We start from the raw sequence: 16,399 nt of genomic DNA on the forward strand, positions 1-16,399 counted from the left end.
GACGTCTCCCAGAAAATTCAGCAGTTCCAGCCGGGCGCCGTTGCCCAGATGGAAGCGCGCCACCGGATCGATAACACGCCCCACCTTGTCGCGGGCGCTGAGGAAATAGCTGGCAGCGGCGGCCAGAAGCGGCGCGCGGATCTCGGCGCCATCCTCATGCCAGTCCGGCTGGTCGAGAGCGGTGAAAACAAGACGTTGCTCCGGGTGATCAGGTCGGAGGTCTCGTCCTTGCGCTGCGCGTAAAGCCAGGCGGCAAAGCCCGGCACCGGCGACAGGGTGACGAAGGTCCTGATATTCGGGCATTCGGCCTTCAGTTCCTCGACCACCTGTTTGATCAGGAAATTGCCGAAGGAAACCCCCGCCAGCCCTTTCTGGGTGTTGGAAATGGAATAGAAGACCGCGGTATCGGCCTCTTCCGCGCGGATCGGCCGGCGTGTGAGGTCCAGAAGCTCTGCCACATTGTCGGGACTGGCGCGGGTCAGCGCGACCTCGACGAAAATCAGCGGCTCATCGGTCAGCTGCGGGTGAAAAAACCCATAGCAGCGCCGGTCGCCGGGCTGCAGGCGGTTGCGCAGATCGTCCCAGTTGCGGATCGCATGCACGGCCTCGTAGCGGATGATCTTTTCAAGAATACTGGCCGGGGTGTTCCAGTCGATACGGCGCAGGCCAAGGAAGCCCGGTTGAACCAGGACCCGAAGAGATGCGCGAAATCCTGGTCGACCCGCCGCAGCTCCGGCTGGTCGCGCAGATGGCCGATGAGCTCCTCGCGCATCCTGACCAGCGCCGCAGTGCCGCCCGGTGCAAGGTTCAGGCGCCGCAGCAATTCCTGGCGGCGCGGCTCGGAGGCGCTGTGCAGTGCCTCCATCGGCCCGGCCGCGTCGGGAGCCTGTTGCAGGGCGGCCAGAGCGGCCTGCACCGCCTTCGGGTCGGGGCCGAAATCATCGGCCAGTGCCCGAAGGAAGGCCAGCCGCCCCTCAGGCCCCGCATCCTCAAAAGCCGCCAGCAGGGCACGCGCAATCACCACGCCCGAGGCCTCTCCGCGCCGCGACAGGAGGCGCGCGCCCAGCTCCGTCAGATCAGGGGGCGGGAGCCTGTCGCGCCGGACCCCTGCGCGCCAGCCCATAAAGCGCCGGCCACGTTCGCTCAGGCTCTCAAACAGATCGCCCAGCAGCGAAGGGCGGGATGAAGCAGATCCGGTTCTGGACATGACATGGTTTCCGGTTTGATGCGCCGGTAGAGTGCTGACCCCAAGGCCGGCAAAGGCCCGCGATCACCTTCATGATATATGCATTGCAACACACGTTGTATATAACAATCTTTCAGATGGATTAACGACGGCTAAAAGAAGAGAAAATTGGCATCGCCATCGGTTGAGACGATGGCACCAGGGGTTCCCACTGTCCCCTGTCCCTGTGCTTTTTTTGCGGAATGGCCGTCGACCGCCCAGGTATCGAAAGTCACGTAACTGTCGGCCCGGCAGCGTGTCAGACTCATCGCACACGGGCGCATCCGCGCGGCACCAGGCGTTGCCCGGATCGCGGTCTCATTCGCCCTGGCGACCTTGCAAGTGGTGTTGTAGAATTTCAGCTCGTTCCCGTCAGCCTGGATATGGCTGCCGGCCACCATCACCGCGCCGCAATCGACCACGGCCTTTTGCGGATCCTGCACCGTCCGGGCGATGGTCGGCGCGACCACAAGGCCGCGCAGGCCGCCGGGTCTGAATCTCGGACCATGGGTCCTGTGGCTTCTGCCGCAGCCGCGTCACATCACATCTGGCAGATGGCCGGCGCCTCCGGCGGGGATATCTTGATCCGAAAAGACGGGGCTTTGTTCCCGGCCCGGATAGCCCGGGACAGGGACGGGGCAGCGCCCCTCCTATTCCCGGTATTCCGGCTGCTGCGCCCATGTCCAGGCATCACCGATCATCTGCCGCAGGGTCGAGCGTTTCGGCTCCCAGCCCAGTTCCTCAACTGCCCGGGCCGAGCCCGAGACCAGCGCCACCGCATCGCCTGGGCGGCGCTCACCCTGGATGATCGGCACCTCCCTGTTGGTAACGGTGCGGGCGGCATCGATCACCTCGCGCACGGAAAAGCCTCTTCCGGTGCCGAGGTTGAAGGCCCGGGTGCCCTTGCCGTCCAGCAGCCATTTCAGCCCCAGCACATGAGCATCGACCAGATCCGATACATGGACATAGTCGCGCACGCAGGTGCCGTCGCGGGTGGCGTAATCGGAGCCGAAGACGGTCAGCGCAGGGCGCTTACCCGCCACCGCCTCCAGCATGAGCGGGATCAGATGTGTCTCGGGCTGGTGCTGTTCACCCAGCTGCCCCTCGGGATCGGCGCCCGCTACGTTGAAATAGCGGAAGATCACATGGTTCAGTGGATAGGCCGCCGCGAAATCACCAAGGATATTCTCGATGGCCTTTTTCGAGCCGCCATAGGCATTGATCGGGTATTGCGGCGTGGTCTCGGTCAACACCACCCCATCCTGATCGCCATAAGTGGCGCAGGTCGAGGAGAAGACGAAATTACCGATCCCGGCCGCCACCGTTGCCTCGATCAGGTTCAGCGCGCCCTCAACATTCACCCGCCAGTATTTGCCGGGATCCTTCATCGACTCGCCCACCAGTGACAGCGCCGCGAAATGCATCACCGCAATGGGCCGGTGTTCGGCCAGCGCTGCATCGATCGAGGCGCGGTCCAGGAGATCTCCCCTGGCCAGCGGCCCGTATTTTACCGCCTCGGCCCAGCCGGTCGAGAGATTGTCGAAAGCCACCGGCAAAAACCCGGCCCGTGCCAGCGCCTTACAGGCATGCGACCCGATATACCCGGCACCACCCGTCACAAGAACGCGGTCCATCAGATGTCCTTTGCGAATCTCATCCGCCCGATGCCTAGCGCGCAGAGAACGCAAAAGCCAGAAAGTCCGGACCGGAAGCGGAGCAGATATGCGAGGCTGGTCAATTCAGATCCAGACTGCCTGTAGCGTGTACGCGGCAAGGGGCGGCCCGGTATTGCCGGGCCAGCGCTTCGGGCGAAATCAGACCGATATCAGCCCTTCGCGCCCTGGCCGACATCATAGACTTCTCCGTAGCGGATGAGGTCATCCTCGCCCCCTTGCCGGGGTTCTCGATCCTGTGGGCGGCGCCCAGGGGGATATAGGCCGGCTGGTTCTCGCGGATCAGTTTCACCTGATCATCAGTGGTCACATTTGCCGTTCCCTCGACCACGACGCAATGCACGGCGCGATGTTCAGGCGATTGATGTGACAGGACAGCGCCCGATCTCACGACGATGCGCCTGACCTGAAGACACTCGCCGATGACCAGGCTTTGCAACATGCCCCGGGGGCGGTGCCCGGTCCCCTGGTCGGATTTCGAGAGCAGGAGGGGCCGCCGCCAGTTCGGCAGCGCCGTATTTCAACGTTCCAGCTCTGTCAGACCCTGTTGGGGCGCGATCTCGATCCCGGCCAGCTGTTCAGCCTTCCTCTCCAGGGAGCGCCCCCCATCGAGCCTTGAGTTCAGACACCTGAGGAACTCTGTTCAGCCACACTATAAAAGCGTGCGCCCTGTGCGCCGTAAGCACAGATGTCCGGGTCTAAGTCAGCCAGCAGATCCAAGGATCAGATCGGCGGCTTTTTCCGCGATCATGAAAACGGCCGCCTGGGTGTTTCCGGCAACCACTGTCGGCATCACGGATGCGTCGGTAATGCGCAACCCTGCCAACCCGTGCAGCTTCAGGGACGGGTCAACAACAGCCATCGGGTCGGTGCCCATCTTTGCCGTTCCGGCATTGTGATAGATGGTCTGGCCATTGCGGCGGGTGAACTCGTCCCAATCGGCCTCGCTTGCGCAATCCGGGCCAGGGCTCATTTCATGCGCGACATAGGGCGCAAGCGCCTTTTGCCCCACAATGTCACGCGCGATCTGCATCCCGCGGCGCATGACGATCAGATCCGCTGGTGACGAGAGGAAGTTCGGAGCGATTGCCGGCTGCGCATATGGATCGGCGGTACGGATATGAATGGAACCAACGCTTTCCGGGCGCAGCTGGGTGACGCCGATCGTCATACCGGGCTGATGATCCAGGATCCGCTTTGCCGCATCGGCGTAGCTTGCATGCATGAAGAAGTACTGAATGTCGGCATCTTCCAGATCGGGGCGGGTTTTGACGAAGCCCGCCGCCATCCCGGTGCCCAGTGTGAGGATCCCTTTGCGGGTGCTGAAATATTGCAGCACAGCACGCGGCAGAGACAGGCCACGGGTCTGTTCGTTCAGCGTGACCGGCTTTGTCACGCGCCAGTTCATCCGGGTGCAGTAATGGTCCTGATAATTCTCGCCAACGCCGCGCAGCGCATGGCGCGTTTCGATCCCGCATCGCGCCAGCAGATCCGGATTGCCGATGCCCGAGAGTTCCAGGATCTGTGGGGTCTGCACAGCGCCGGCGCAGAGAACAACCTCGCGACCTGCGGACATGGTGATGTCACGACCGTTCTTGCGCCAGGTCGCGCCGGTAACCCTGCGGCCCTCGATTTCCAGCCGCAGGATATGGGCATTGGTTTCAACCCGCAGATTGGGCCGCTTGCGGGCCGGGGCCAGATAGGCCTTTTCGGCAGAGATCCGGCGGCCCTTCTTCTGGTTTACCTGATAATAGCCGAAGCCTTCCTGGCTGCCGTCATTGTAATCCGGGTTGCGCGGATAACCGGCCTCCTGGGCCGCGTGGATGAAGGCCTCGGCTAGTTCCGGTCGCAATCCGACCTCTGTCACCGGAACTGGACCGCCCTTGTGACGCGTTTCGCCCTCCTCTCCGGCGAAATCCTCGATCTTGCGAAACCAGGGCAGCACATCGGCGAAACTCCAGCCCGTTGCCCCCTTCTGCGCCCATTGGTCGAAGTCACGCGCCTGGCCCCTGACCCAGATCATCCCGTTGATCAGGGTCGACCCACCAAGGCCCTTGCCGCGCGGAATCGATATCTGGCGGTCATAGGTCGCCGGCTCTGGCTCCGAGGTGAAACGCCAGTTGTAAACCGGATCGACAAGCAATTTGGAAAAGCCCGCCGGGATATCGATCCACATGCTTTTTGGCTCGCCGCCACCTTCGACCAGCAGCACCCGGTGGCGGCCATTCTCTGACAGCCGGTTCGCCAGCACGCAGCCCGCCGTGCCGCCACCCAGAATGATATAGTCGAATTGCTCTGTCATGGATCAGGCTCCGGGAATGAGTTTGCCGGGATTGAGGAGGTTCAGCGGATCGAGCGCCGCTTTGATCCGGCGCTGAAGCGCCAGCTGCGCGGCCGGCAGCAGGCGCCCGACCTCGGTAAGGCGGTAGCTGCCAACACCGTGTTCGGCCGTCACCGAACCACCGCAGGCAATCACCAGATCATGCACAGCGCGGTTCAGGGTGCCTGCGGCCCGAGGCCGGTCGGTGAGAATGTTGAAATGCAGATTGCCATCTCCGATATGGCCGAAGACATGCGGTTGCAGCCGGGCGCCGGTCTGCGCGGCGACATCCGCCAGCACGTCCCGGCTTTTCAGCAGGAAATCGGGGATCCTGGCGACAGGCACTGAAACATCGTGCTTTACCGAGGTCCCGCTGGCGGCTTCGGCCTCGGTCAGGCTTTCGCGCAGACGCGATTGTTCAGGCCGGGTTCCGGCACACCCGTATACATCCAGTTGACGCCCGGGGCCCGAAACAGCTTGCCATAGCCCAGGGGGATATGGATCCATGGATTGCGGTCTTCTCCTCCGGCCTCGACCAGGGCAACCCGGATCGAGGGATCCTCGGTCAGCCGGGCGGCAACGACGGCACCAGCAGACCCTGCCCCGACTACGATGTAGTCGGGGATTTCTCCTCCCAGAGACATAGTGTCCTCCTCAGAACAGCCCGTAGAGCCGTCTGTAAACATCAACGGCCGGGCTGATATGGCCCACCGTCACTTCGATCAGGCGCGCGACATCGCCATCTGCGATGGCGCTGATGATGGCGCGATGGTCTTCGCGCGACTTCTGCGAGAGGCTTTTATCCGTCAAAGCCCGCGAGATGATCGCCGAAGCATTCAGCCAGTAACTGTGCTGCAGCTTTGCCAGCTCGGCATTGCGGCAGTAATCGAACAGCATTGTATGGAAAGCGTCATTTGCCTCGGCGGCAGCCTCCAGCCGGTCTTCTTCCAGGGCCTTTTCGTAATCGGCATTGACCGCTGTAAGCCTGGTCACCAGCTCCTCCCGACGATCAAGGTCAAGAAAGCGCGCGCCCTCACGTTGCAGCATGACACGCACCTCATAAAGGTCGGTCAGCTCCTGCGCAGTCATCGCCTTGACCTCGACACCCCGATTGGCCTTGCGCTCGATCAGGCCCACGCGGTCCAGCAGCTCGAAGGCCTGGCGGACATTGTGGTTTGTGGTCCCGAAACGTTCACAAAGATCGCTTTCGACCAGCCTCTGCCGCGGCATCAGCCTGCCAAAGGCAATGTCGTGGCGCAGAGCCTGGTAGATGACTTCGGCCATGCGGACCTTGCCGGCTTCCGGTGCTGTCGCGGATGCGCTGAGCACCCTTTGATTGCGTGGCATTGACCCCCTCCTTCCGAGCCAGAGCGATAGCGGCCCCCGTGCGGGCTGTCAATTCACTCGACCAAACAATCATCATAATCATCGAAATTATTATGGACTAGATTGTCGATAATCTGTAGTTCGACACCGGCACCAGCCAGAGAAGAGTCCGGCTGGCGATTTCATCTTCAGGGAGGAACCAATGGATTTCATTGCACGAAAGAAGCTTGCTGAGGCCGCGCTGTCCGCCGCGAATCTCTCGCGCAGGCAGATGCTGGGCGGGACTGCGGCAGCCCTTGCGGCAACGACGCTCTTTGCGCCTTCCGTCATTCGCGCCCAGGGCGCGCCGGTGCGGGTCGGGATCGGTCTCAATTATGGCCCGTTCAACCAGCCCTGGCGGCGTGGCTGCTGGAAGATCGCGCAGACCGTGACCGAAGGGGGCGGTGAGGTGGTTGCGGTGCGCGGCGAGCCTTCCAAGCAATCCGAACAGGACGCAGCGCTTGCCCTGCTTGACCGTGACATCAATGTGCTTGTTCTGGGGATCTATTCGCTGGAGTCCGAGACGGCTTTCATCGTTGACGAGGCGCATAAGCGCGGCATCAAGACCGTCGGCTTCTGTGTGAACGTCAAGGATTCGCCTGCGGTTCTGGAAGATACCTGGGGCGCCGCGATCACCATGGGGCATTTCATCCAGAACGCGCTTGGCCGCCAGGGCCGGATCGCCCAGACCGCCGAATCGCGTGGCTTCTACACGCCGTTCGACATGCAGTCGGACATGCTTTCGCTGATGACCACCTTCGAGCCGCGCATGGAAATGCTGCCCTTCATTTCGGGTTCCGTCTCAAGCGAGGACCAGATCTCGAAAGGCCGCGAGAATATGCTCGCGCTTCTCCAGGCCAATCCCGAGCCGGGCTCGATTGCCGCCTTCATGTCCTGGTGGTGGCCGCTGACCATCGGTGCCATGCAGGCCGTGCAGCAGATGGGCCGCAGTGAAGTGAAGCTGTTCAACAACTTCACCTCGGATCAGCTGCTGGGCGAGATGGCCACGGGCAATTCGCAGATCGAATTCTCGACCGACGTCCCCTATCACATCATCGGCGAAGAGGTCGGCAGGATTGCCCTCGCGCTTGGCCGTGGTGAACAGGTGCCGAATATCAGCCATCGCGCGCCGGTGCAGACGATTTTGCCGGAAGAAGCCGCGAAAGTGCATGATGAAATCCGCGCCATGGATGACGCGGCGATCGCCTTTCTGAAGCCTTTCGGCGGCTGATCCGCCGTTTTGCTTCGGGTGCCCTGACCGGGGCACCCAACCTCCGCTCCAACCTCGCGCGCCGGTCCGACCGCAATGCGGTCAGGGCCGTGCCGCCTGAAGCCCACGGGACATTAAGATGACAACCGCAACGCAAGCCGCAGCCGGACGGTCCGAGGCCGCGGGTCAGGACAAAACCCACCCATTCGTCAGGTTCCTGCGGGTCTGGGGCACGATCCTTGTAATCCTTGCCGTCGCAATCGGCTTTTCGATTGCGTCACCCTATTTCCTGACCGTCTCGAACATGAACAATATCGTGTTCTCGATGTTCACCTGCGCCCTGTTGTCGATCGGGCTGACCTATGTGGTCGCCGCCGGCAGCTTTGATCTGGCGATCGGCACCACCGTGACCACGGCATCCATCGTCTGCGCCATGCTGATCCCGGTGACCGGAGCACCCATGGCCATTGTGCTGGCCTTGCTTGCCTCGATGGCGATTGGTCTCGTCAACGGGCTGCTGGTCACGTGGTTTCGTATCTCGGGGATCGTCGGAACCATCGGGGTGATGTTTCTGCTTGAAGGCCTGAACCAGTATCTGACCGGCGGCTATCAGATTGCTGTCGGTTATGAGGAAACCTTTTTCCGCTGGCTGGGACAGGGTCGCTACGGCATGATCGCGGTGAAATCGGTCTTCCTGTTCTTCTTCTTCGCCATCGCCTTCATCATCGCGAACAAGCTGCGCACCGGCCATTATATCAGCGCGGTCGGAGACAATCCGCTGGCTGCCTTCTATTCCGGCATTCCGGTCTATCGCTGGGTCACGGTCAGCTTTGTGCTTTGCGCCTTTTTCTGTGGTGTGGCCGGTGTCTTCCTTGCCGCCACCTCGTCCTCGGCGCAGCCGGTTGGCGGTGCGGGTTACCTGCTTGAGGCCTTTGCCGCCGTCTTCCTGGGGGCGACCATCCTTGGCAAGGGCAAGCCCCATGTTCTGGGAACCCTGCTCGGCGTCTTTTTCCTCTACATGGTCTCGAATGGCATGACCCAGTTCGGCATCGACAGCTCGGCGCGCAAGCTTTTCAACGGCTTTGTTCTGCTGATCGCGGTCGGGGCGAATGCCTTCCTGAACCGTGAAGAGCTGCATCTGAAGTTCATCTGAGGCGGGGTGCAGTACAATGGCAAATTCAGATGATCAGACCCCGCTGGTTGAGATCCGCGCTCTGCACAAGGATTTCTCAGGGGTGCAGGTGCTCAGGGGCATCGATCTCGCCTTTGGCAAGGGGGAAATCCATGCCCTTCTGGGCGAGAATGGCGCTGGTAAGTCCACGCTGATCAAGATCATGACCGGGGTCTATACCGCCTCTTCGGGCGAGATCCTGGTCGATGGCCAGGCCTTTCACGGTGCCTCGCCCAAAGCCGCCAATGCGGCGGGCCTCGGCGCTGTCTACCAGGATGCAGAACTGGCCTGGCAGATGAGCGTCGCGGAAAACCTGCTGCTGGGAGAGGAAGGCGGCTGGGTAAACCGCCGGGCGCTGGAACGGCGGGCGAAAGACATCCTGAACCGGATCGGGCTCGATATCGATCCGGCAGCGCGGGCCGGGTCACTGACGGCGGCCCAGATGCAGATGCTGACGCTGGCAACCCTGTTCCACCGCAAATTCCGTCTGATCATCCTTGATGAGCCGACCGCCCGGCTTTCGGGGCGCGAAAGCGAGCTGCTTTTCGACCTGATCCGCCGGTTCAGGGACGAAGGGCTGACCATCGTCTATATCTCGCACCGGCTGAACGAGGTGAAGCTGCTTTGCGACCGGGCCACCATCCTGCGCGATGGCAAAGTGGTGCGGACCCTGGAACGCGACGAGATTGACGAGGCACTGGTCACCCGGCTGATGGTCAACCGTTCCGCCGGAGAACTGGCCGTCACAAATCCCGGTCATGCCCGCCCCGGGATTGCGCTTGAGGTCCGTGGCCTGAGCACCGCCCGGCTGGAGCCAGTGGATTTCACCCTGCACAAAGGCGAGATCCTCGGCATTACCGGGCCGATTGGCGGTGGTATGGAACAGATCGAAAAGGCCCTCTCCGGGCTGGTCGACTATCAGGGAGAGATCCGGGTCGACGGGCAGGCAGTGCGGTTGCGGGCGCCGCAGGACGCGCTGGCGGCAGGGATCGCGCTGATCCCCGAAGACCGTCGCAAGCAGGCTTTGTTCCCCAATCTCTCGCTGGCAGAGAATGTCTCGCTGCCGGTGCTGGACCGCCTTTCGCGCCTTGGCGTGGTCGGCCATTCGGCGGTCCTCCGCCATGGTCGCGCGGTTGTCGGGCAGCTTGCCATTCACCCGGCTGCGCCTGCGACGAAAATGCGTTACTTCTCGGGGGTAACCAGCAAAAGGCAGTGATTGGTAAATGGCTGAAGCGGGAGCAGAAGATTTATATCTTTTCCGAACCCACCTCGGGCGTTGACGTGGGCGCGATCCGACAGATTTACGAAATCATGCTGGAAATGGCTGCGAGCGGCGCGGCGATCATCCTGCTTTCCACGTCTTTCGCCGAGCTGCTGGCCCTCAGCGAGCGCATTCTTGTCGTGCATTCGGGCAGGGTCGCGGTTGCGGCACCGCGCGCGGCGTTCGACCGGGATTCCCTTCTGGCGGCAACTCTTGGCGCCGGACTTCCTGACAAGGTGATGAATGAAACTTGATCTCGTAGTGGTCGGGGGAGGGATTGTCGGTATTGCGACAGCCCTTTCCTATCAGGACCGCTATCCCGACGCTAAAATCCTGATCCTTGAGAAAGAAGCCGGGCTCGCCCGCCATCAGACCGGTAACAATTCGGGCGTCATCCATGCCGGGGTCTATTATGCTCCGGGCTCGCTTAAGGCAAAGCTGTGCCGCAAGGGTGCGGTGATGGTGAAGGCCTTTTGCCGTCAGGCGGATATCCCGTTTGAGGAATGCGGCAAGCTCATCGTGGCGACCGATCCGCTGGAGGTTGCGCGCCTTCAGGGGCTGCGCGAACGCGCGGCGGCCAATGGCATTCCTTTCTCCGAAGTGAGCGGCCCAGAACTGCGTGACCGGGAACCGCTGATTAACGGGCTTGAGGCGCTGTTCTTTCCCGAAAGCGCGATTGTCGATTTCGGTCTCGTCACCCGCCGCATGGCCGAGCGCATAACCGAACGCGGTGGTGCGATCCGGCTGAATGCCAGAGTTACCGCAATCCGCGAGAGCCTTGACGGCGTCAGCCTGATTGCCGGTGGCGAGAAGATCGAGACCCGCCGTCTGGTGGTTTGTGGCGGGGCACAGGCGGACCGGCTGGCCCGGCTGGCGGGGCTTAAAACGGATTTCCGGATCATTCCGTTCCGGGGGGAATATTATCAGGTCGATCCCCGGCTGCGGTCGCAGATAAAGCATCTGATCTACCCGGTACCCGACCCCGATCTGCCATTCCTTGGCATCCATCTGACACATGAGGTGAACAATCGCCTCAGCGTCGGGCCGAATGCGGTGCTTGGCCTTTCACGCGAGGGTCTGCCGCGGTTTTCGGTCAATTTGCGCGATCTCTTTGCCATCCTCAGCCATTCCGGCTTCTGGCGGTTTCTGAAGGGCAATCTGCGCTCAGGGCTGGCCGAATTGCGCAACTCGCTTTTCACCTCCAGCTATCTGGAGGCCTGCCGCAAATATATGCCCGGTCTGAAACGCAGTGATCTGAAGTCGCGCAAGGCCGGTGTGCGCGCCCAGGTCATCATGAATGACGGAACCATCATGCATGACTTCCTCGTGCTTGAGACGCCCCGCATGGTTCATATCTGCAATGCACCCTCGCCCGCTGCAACCTCGTCGCTGGCGATCGCTGAATACATCCTCGACACATATGTGAAGGAGCGCTGACATGTTTGATCAGGCAGCACTTATTATTGGCGGCGAGAACCGCCGCAGCGGCAGCGCTGGTCTGCTGGAAGTCATCAATCCCGCGACCGATGAGCTGATTGTCGGGCTGCCCCGTGCCGGGGCCGCTGAAGCGGCCGAAGCGGCGCGCCTGGCGCTGGAAGGTTTCACCGAATGGTCTGCGAAATCCGCATTTGAGCGCTATCAGATCCTGCGCCGCGCCGCGCAGCTGATGCGGGAACGCGCGGCCGGGGCCGCCGCAGTCATGACGCGCGAACAGGGCAAGCCCCTTGCCCAGGCGCTGGCAGAGTGGAACGGCTCCGCCGATCTGCTGGACTGGTCCGCCGAAGAGGGACGGCGCACCTATGGCCGTATCGTGCCGGGCCGGGCGGCGGATATCTCACTGTCGGTGCTGCACAGGCCTGTCGGGCCGGTTGCGGTCATGGCGCCGTGGAATTTCCCTGCCTGGGGCCCGATGCAGAAGATCGCGCCGGCCCTGGCAGCCGGATGTTCCATCGTGGTGAAACCTTCGGAAGATACGCCGGTCACCGCCTGGGCCATCGGGCGCTGCCTGCTGGATGCCGGTGTTCCGGCAAAGGCTGTCAGCGTGATCTGGGGCCGCGCCTCTGAGATTTCCGACACATTGATCAGGGCGCCGGAAATCCGCAAGATCTCGCTTACAGGTTCGACCCGGGTTGGCCGCATCGTCGCCGCGGCCGCCGGGGCCGAGCTGAAAAAAGTCACGATGGAGCTTGGCGGACATGCGCCGGTCATCGTGGCGGCAGATGCGGATCTCGATGCGCTGGTGCCGCAGGCCGTGACCTGGAAGTTCCGTAATGCCGGACAGGTCTGTGTCTCGCCCACCCGTTTTCTGGTGGATGATGCAGTGCATGACGAATTCGTCACGCGCTTCACCGCCGAGACGAAAAAGCTGGTCATCGGCAATGGGGCAGAGGCGGCAACCCAGATGGGGCCGCTGACGACGCTGGGCCAGCTGCAATCGGTGGATAAACTGGTTCAGGACGCGGTGGCGGACGGGGCCAGACTTGAAACCGGCGGCGCGCGGATCGGCAATACCGGCAATTTCTACACGCCGACCATCCTGTCGGGCATGACTGCTGACATGCGCGCGATGAATGACGAACCCTTCGGCCCTCTTGCGCTGGTCATGCGGACCGGCTCGCTTGAGGATGCCCTGGCCGAGGCCAACCGCCTGGCGGTCGGGCTGGGCTCTTATGCCTTTACCCGCTCCGATGCGGTGGCCGCACGGATCGCAGCCTCGCTGCATACGGGTATGCTCGGGCTGAATCACTTCGCCCTTGCCCTGCCGGAAACGCCTTTTGGCGGTGTGCTGGACAGCGGCTTTGGCTCCGAGGGCGGGACCGAGGCGGTCCAGTCTTATATGACCACCATGCTGGTCACGCATAAGCACTGAAAGGCTCTCAGCATTTCGGGGAAATGACGCAGGCGGCTCACACCGCCTGCGAAAGAGACGGGTTGTCAGGATTGCGGCACTTCCGCAGTCCCGACTGATTGTTCCTGAAGACCTGCGGCCCGTTCCCGCACCATGTTCAGGAATGCCGTGAACCCTGCCGAAGGGTTGCGGCGGCCGGGATAATAAAGGCTGAAGCCAGGGCGCGGGGGCGTCCAGTCTTCCAGCAGGCGGACCAGGCGGCCAGCGGCAAGGTCTTCGGCCACGTCCTCTTCAAAGAAATAACCGATCCCGGCGCCCTCCAGCGCAGCGGCGCGGGCGATGGCGCCCTCATCCAGCGTCAGGCGGCCCCTGGCCTCGAACAGAACCTGCTCGCCGTCCTTTACGAACGGCCAACGCAGCAGCGCGCCATTGGGAAGGCGGACGCGGATACAGTGCTGTGGCGCCAGATCGGCGGGAGATTGCGGGGCGGGATGATGGGCCAGCCAGCCGGGTGAGGCCACCACGGCATGGCGCAGCGGCGCGCCGAGCGGCAGCGCGATCATGTCGCGCGGCACCAGATCGGCGGGGCGCAGGCCCAGATCGAAGCCTTCGGCGACGATATCGACCAGCCGGCCCTCGGTTACCAGATCGACCTGCATCTCAGGGTAGCGGCGCAGAAAGGCCAGTACGAGCGGCGCCACCGCCCGCCCGGCCTGCACCGAGGCATTGATCCGCAAAAGGCCGGAAGGTGTCGCGCTTTGCGACCGTGCCCCGTCCATAGCGGCGCGGATTTCGGCCAGTGCAGGTGTGACGCGCGCCACAAAAGCCCGTCCGGCATCGCTGAGCGAGACGCTGCGGGTGGTCCGGTTGAAAAGCCGCACGCCGAGACTGGCCTCCAGCCGCCCGACCACATGCGACAATGCGGTGGTCGACATGCCCAGATCCAGTGCCGCCGCGCGAAACGATCCGCGCCGCGCAATGGCCAGAACCGCTTCCAGCCCGTTCAGCCCGATCTCCGCCATTATCCCGATCCTGTCATCATAAGATGCCAGTTTATCCCGATTATCCACAAGCCCGTCGAGAGTTATGTTGCTGTCAGACCAGACAGGAGCACGCGATGACCCTTCCCCCCCGATCCAGACCTATTTCACGGCGCAAGCCCCGCAGGACGGCGATGCATTGGCGGCAAGTTTCGCGCCGGATGCCATTGTCCATGATGAAGGGCATATCCATCGCGGCCCCGAGGCGATCCGCGCCTGGTGGCTGGCCGCCCATGCGAAATACCGCCACAGCGCCGCGCCGCTTGAGCTGAGCGAAGCGGATGGCAAGGCGAGGGTGCGCGCGCGCGTGACAGGTGACTTTCCGGGCAGCCCGGCGGTTCTGACCTTCACCTTCGGGCTGACGGGCGGTCTGATCAGCGATCTGAGGATCGGCTGATGGGCGGCTTTCTGACGCTGCAGGGCAATCGCGCCCTGATCACCGGCGGCACGCAAGGCGCGGGGGCGGCCACGGTTACCTTGTTCCGGGAGCTTGGGGCGACGGTTCTGACCACTGCCCGCCGCCACAGGGGCGATCTGCCGGAAGATATGTTCGTCGCCGCCGATCTGACCACCCTGCAAGGCTGCGAGACGGTCGCGGCGGCCGTGCAGGACCGAATGGGCGGCGTCGACATTATCATCCATATGCTCGGCGGCTCTGCCGCCCCGGCAGGCGGCTTTGCCGCGCTGGATGAGGCGGAATGGCAGGCCGCGCTCGATCTGAACCTGCTGCCCGCCGTGCGGCTCGACCGGGCCTTGCTGCCGGGAATGGTGGCACAAGGCGCGGGTGTGGTGATCCATGTCACCTCGATCCAGCGTGTGCTGCCGCTGCCCGAGGCCACGACCGCCTATGCAAGCGCCAAGGCCGCCCTCTCGGTCTACAGCAAGAGCCTGTCGAAAGAAGTGTCGCCTAAAGGCCTGCGGGTGCTGCGCGTAGCCCCAGGCTGGATCGAGACCGAAGCCTCGACCCGTCTGGCCGAACGGCTGGCGGCCGAGGCGGGCACGGATGTCGAGGGCGGCAAACGGCTGATCATGGCCGCGCTTGGCGGCATCCCGCTGGGCCGCCCTTCCTCTCCCGCCGAGATCGCGAACCTGATCGCGTTCCTCGCATCGGACCGTGCCGCCAGCATCACCGGGGCGGAATATGTGATCGACGGCGGTACCGTGCCGACCGCGTGAACGGGCGTCAGCCGGCCTCTGCCCCCTCCCGATCATAGAGGTCCCGGCTTTGCAGCACCTGATCGACATTGGCCTCGGCCCAGATGCGCAGCGCATCCACCAGATGCGCCAGCGAGTGGCCCAGAGGGGTCAGTGTATATTCCACCTTCGGCGGGACTGCGGCAAAGACCTTGCGCTGCACGAGGCCGTCGCGCTCCAGCGCCCGCAGGGTCTGGGTCAGCATTTTCTGCGATACGCCCTCGATGCCACGGCGCAATTCGCCAAAACGCCTGGTGCCCCCATCAACAGGCCCACGACCAGCACCGCCCATTTGTCGGAAATACAGTCAAGGATTGTCCTTGTGGGGCATGTCGCCTGAAACACATTCCAGGCCGGGAGGGTGGGCGTATCCATTGGTTACCTTTGGGTATCTAGGGTACAAAAAGGTGCTTTCTTGCGTAAAGATACCCAGGTCGTTAGGCCCGGGGCAAGCCTTCACCCCGTTGGAAAGAGATTGCAATGAGCACTGAGATCCTCGACATCACCCGCCGCTATTTTGCCGCCGTCGCGGCAGGCGACATCCCCGCCCTGACTGATCTTCTGGCCGAGGATCTGGTCTGGCATCAGCCGGGGCAAAGCAGCCTGTCGGGCACCTATGCCGGCCGGGATGCCGTCTTTGGCCTCATCGGTGCCTTCATGGAGCGCAGCCAGGGCAGCTTTGTCATCGACAAGGTGGGGCCCTTGCTGGCGAATGGCGATCTGGTTGCCACCACCTTGCAGTTCCGCGCCAGCCGCGAAGGCGCCGAGATGGCGATGAACGGCATCGACCTCCTCCGGATCGAAGACGGCAGGATCCGCGAAGTCTGGCTTTTCTCGGAAGATCAGGCCGCCGAAGACCGGTTCTGGGGCTGACTATTGATCTGAGGGCAACACGCAGCCCGGCCAATCCCACGGGAGCCCGGCGAGAGCTGTTGTGCCTGGGCTGTTCCCTCACTGCGGTGAGCACCCTGACGCGCGGCGCGCTGTCAGGGATGGGCCAGGGTCACGTCTCAAAGTCTTCGCGCCCGACCTTTTGTACGGGCGTTTCAGCATTGATCCGCGCCGCTGATCCGCGCCCCGCAAGCAGGCAGC

Annotated in this window: 18 protein-coding genes and 3 pseudogenes; 9 read left to right on the top strand and 12 right to left on the bottom strand. The window is 62.9% G+C overall.

Annotated features, from left to right (window positions below):
- Positions 1–6: 6 nt before the first annotated feature.
- The 10 genes and pseudogenes from QNO18_RS25915 to QNO18_RS25100 all read right to left on the bottom strand — a co-directional run.
- Positions 7–303 (bottom strand): annotated as a pseudogene (locus tag QNO18_RS25915) (malonyl-CoA decarboxylase family protein); the annotation flags it as partial.
- A pseudogene (locus tag QNO18_RS25920) lies at positions 264–632 on the bottom strand (malonyl-CoA decarboxylase family protein); the annotation flags it as partial. The pseudogenes QNO18_RS25920 and QNO18_RS25915, both read right to left, overlap by 40 nt.
- Positions 515–1,207 carry a malonyl-CoA decarboxylase N-terminal domain-containing protein gene (locus QNO18_RS25925; RefSeq protein ID WP_349293956.1) on the bottom strand — a complete coding sequence of 231 codons (693 nt, stop codon included), beginning with the start codon at positions 1,205–1,207 and terminating at the stop codon, positions 515–517. The pseudogene QNO18_RS25920 and the gene QNO18_RS25925, both read right to left, overlap by 118 nt.
- Before the next feature lie 131 nt (positions 1,208–1,338).
- The gene (locus QNO18_RS25070) at positions 1,339–1,695 is read right to left on the bottom strand and encodes a hypothetical protein (RefSeq protein WP_283180162.1); all 357 of its coding nucleotides are present in this window, start codon (positions 1,693–1,695) and stop codon (positions 1,339–1,341) included.
- Between the two features lie 180 nt (positions 1,696–1,875).
- Positions 1,876–2,862 carry a UDP-glucose 4-epimerase GalE gene (galE, locus tag QNO18_RS25075; protein WP_283180178.1) on the bottom strand — a complete coding sequence of 329 codons (987 nt, stop codon included), beginning with the start codon at positions 2,860–2,862 and terminating at the stop codon, positions 1,876–1,878.
- Between the two features lie 253 nt (positions 2,863–3,115).
- A pseudogene (gene cpsB, locus QNO18_RS25080) lies at positions 3,116–3,355 on the bottom strand (mannose-1-phosphate guanylyltransferase/mannose-6-phosphate isomerase); the annotation flags it as partial.
- Between the two features lie 246 nt (positions 3,356–3,601).
- Entirely contained in the window at positions 3,602–5,200 is a 1,599-nt protein-coding gene (locus QNO18_RS25085; RefSeq protein WP_283180163.1) for a GMC family oxidoreductase N-terminal domain-containing protein, read from the bottom strand.
- A gap of 3 nt (positions 5,201–5,203) precedes the next feature.
- A complete protein-coding gene (locus QNO18_RS25090; RefSeq protein WP_283180164.1) occupies positions 5,204–5,725 on the bottom strand; it encodes an FAD-linked oxidase C-terminal domain-containing protein in 522 nt (173 codons plus the stop codon).
- A complete protein-coding gene (locus tag QNO18_RS25095) occupies positions 5,611–5,862 on the bottom strand; it encodes a lycopene cyclase family protein (protein WP_349293957.1) in 252 nt (83 codons plus the stop codon). Before QNO18_RS25095 ends, QNO18_RS25090 begins: the two co-directional genes overlap by 115 nt.
- A 10-nt stretch (positions 5,863–5,872) precedes the next feature.
- A complete protein-coding gene (locus QNO18_RS25100) occupies positions 5,873–6,565 on the bottom strand; it encodes a GntR family transcriptional regulator (protein WP_283180165.1) in 693 nt (230 codons plus the stop codon).
- 181 nt (positions 6,566–6,746) lie between these two features.
- On the opposite strand from QNO18_RS25100, the gene QNO18_RS25105 reads away from it, so the two are divergent.
- The 6 genes from QNO18_RS25105 to QNO18_RS25130 all read left to right on the top strand — a co-directional run bounded on the left by QNO18_RS25105 (position 6,747) and on the right by QNO18_RS25130 (position 13,094).
- Entirely contained in the window at positions 6,747–7,814 is a 1,068-nt protein-coding gene (locus QNO18_RS25105; RefSeq protein WP_283180166.1) for a substrate-binding domain-containing protein, read from the top strand.
- A gap of 118 nt (positions 7,815–7,932) precedes the next feature.
- Complete coding sequence (locus tag QNO18_RS25110; RefSeq protein WP_283180167.1) at positions 7,933–8,946, top strand: ABC transporter permease; 1,014 nt, start codon at positions 7,933–7,935, stop codon at positions 8,944–8,946.
- Between the two features lie 16 nt (positions 8,947–8,962).
- Positions 8,963–10,180 (top strand): sugar ABC transporter ATP-binding protein, encoded by a 1,218-nt coding sequence (locus QNO18_RS25115; RefSeq protein WP_283180168.1) that lies wholly within the window; start codon positions 8,963–8,965, stop codon positions 10,178–10,180.
- Positions 10,177–10,479: a hypothetical protein gene (locus tag QNO18_RS25120; RefSeq protein WP_283180169.1), complete on the top strand. Its 303-nt coding sequence runs from the start codon at positions 10,177–10,179 to the stop codon at positions 10,477–10,479. The genes QNO18_RS25115 and QNO18_RS25120 overlap by 4 nt, the downstream gene beginning before the upstream one ends.
- Positions 10,469–11,662 carry an L-2-hydroxyglutarate oxidase gene (gene lhgO, locus QNO18_RS25125; protein ID WP_283180170.1) on the top strand — a complete coding sequence of 398 codons (1,194 nt, stop codon included), beginning with the start codon at positions 10,469–10,471 and terminating at the stop codon, positions 11,660–11,662. Before QNO18_RS25120 ends, lhgO begins: the two co-directional genes overlap by 11 nt.
- 1 nt (position 11,663) lies before the next feature.
- Positions 11,664–13,094 carry an NAD-dependent succinate-semialdehyde dehydrogenase gene (locus QNO18_RS25130; RefSeq protein WP_283180171.1) on the top strand — a complete coding sequence of 477 codons (1,431 nt, stop codon included), beginning with the start codon at positions 11,664–11,666 and terminating at the stop codon, positions 13,092–13,094.
- A gap of 65 nt (positions 13,095–13,159) precedes the next feature.
- On the opposite strand, the gene QNO18_RS25135 is transcribed toward QNO18_RS25130, so the two are convergent.
- Complete coding sequence (locus QNO18_RS25135) at positions 13,160–14,095, bottom strand: LysR substrate-binding domain-containing protein (RefSeq protein WP_283180172.1); 936 nt, start codon at positions 14,093–14,095, stop codon at positions 13,160–13,162.
- Positions 14,096–14,162: 67 nt separating this feature from the next.
- Between QNO18_RS25135 and QNO18_RS25140 the strand changes: the two genes are divergently transcribed.
- Together QNO18_RS25140 and QNO18_RS25145 are read left to right on the top strand one after the other, a co-directional pair.
- Entirely contained in the window at positions 14,163–14,510 is a 348-nt protein-coding gene (locus QNO18_RS25140; protein ID WP_283180173.1) for a nuclear transport factor 2 family protein, read from the top strand.
- Positions 14,510–15,289 carry an SDR family oxidoreductase gene (locus tag QNO18_RS25145; RefSeq protein ID WP_283180174.1) on the top strand — a complete coding sequence of 260 codons (780 nt, stop codon included), beginning with the start codon at positions 14,510–14,512 and terminating at the stop codon, positions 15,287–15,289. Before QNO18_RS25140 ends, QNO18_RS25145 begins: the two co-directional genes overlap by 1 nt.
- 7 nt (positions 15,290–15,296) lie before the next feature.
- On the opposite strand, the gene QNO18_RS25150 is transcribed toward QNO18_RS25145, so the two are convergent.
- Positions 15,297–15,545: a helix-turn-helix domain-containing protein gene (locus QNO18_RS25150; protein WP_283180175.1), complete on the bottom strand. Its 249-nt coding sequence runs from the start codon at positions 15,543–15,545 to the stop codon at positions 15,297–15,299.
- A gap of 242 nt (positions 15,546–15,787) precedes the next feature.
- Here QNO18_RS25150 and QNO18_RS25155 point away from each other — a divergent pair, with 242 nt between their 5' ends.
- Positions 15,788–16,180: a nuclear transport factor 2 family protein gene (locus tag QNO18_RS25155; RefSeq protein WP_283180176.1), complete on the top strand. Its 393-nt coding sequence runs from the start codon at positions 15,788–15,790 to the stop codon at positions 16,178–16,180.
- Positions 16,181–16,399: the final 219 nt, after the last annotated feature.

Source organism: Gemmobacter sp. 24YEA27 (genome assembly GCF_030052995.1).
Lineage (GTDB): Bacteria > Pseudomonadota > Alphaproteobacteria > Rhodobacterales > Rhodobacteraceae > Pseudogemmobacter.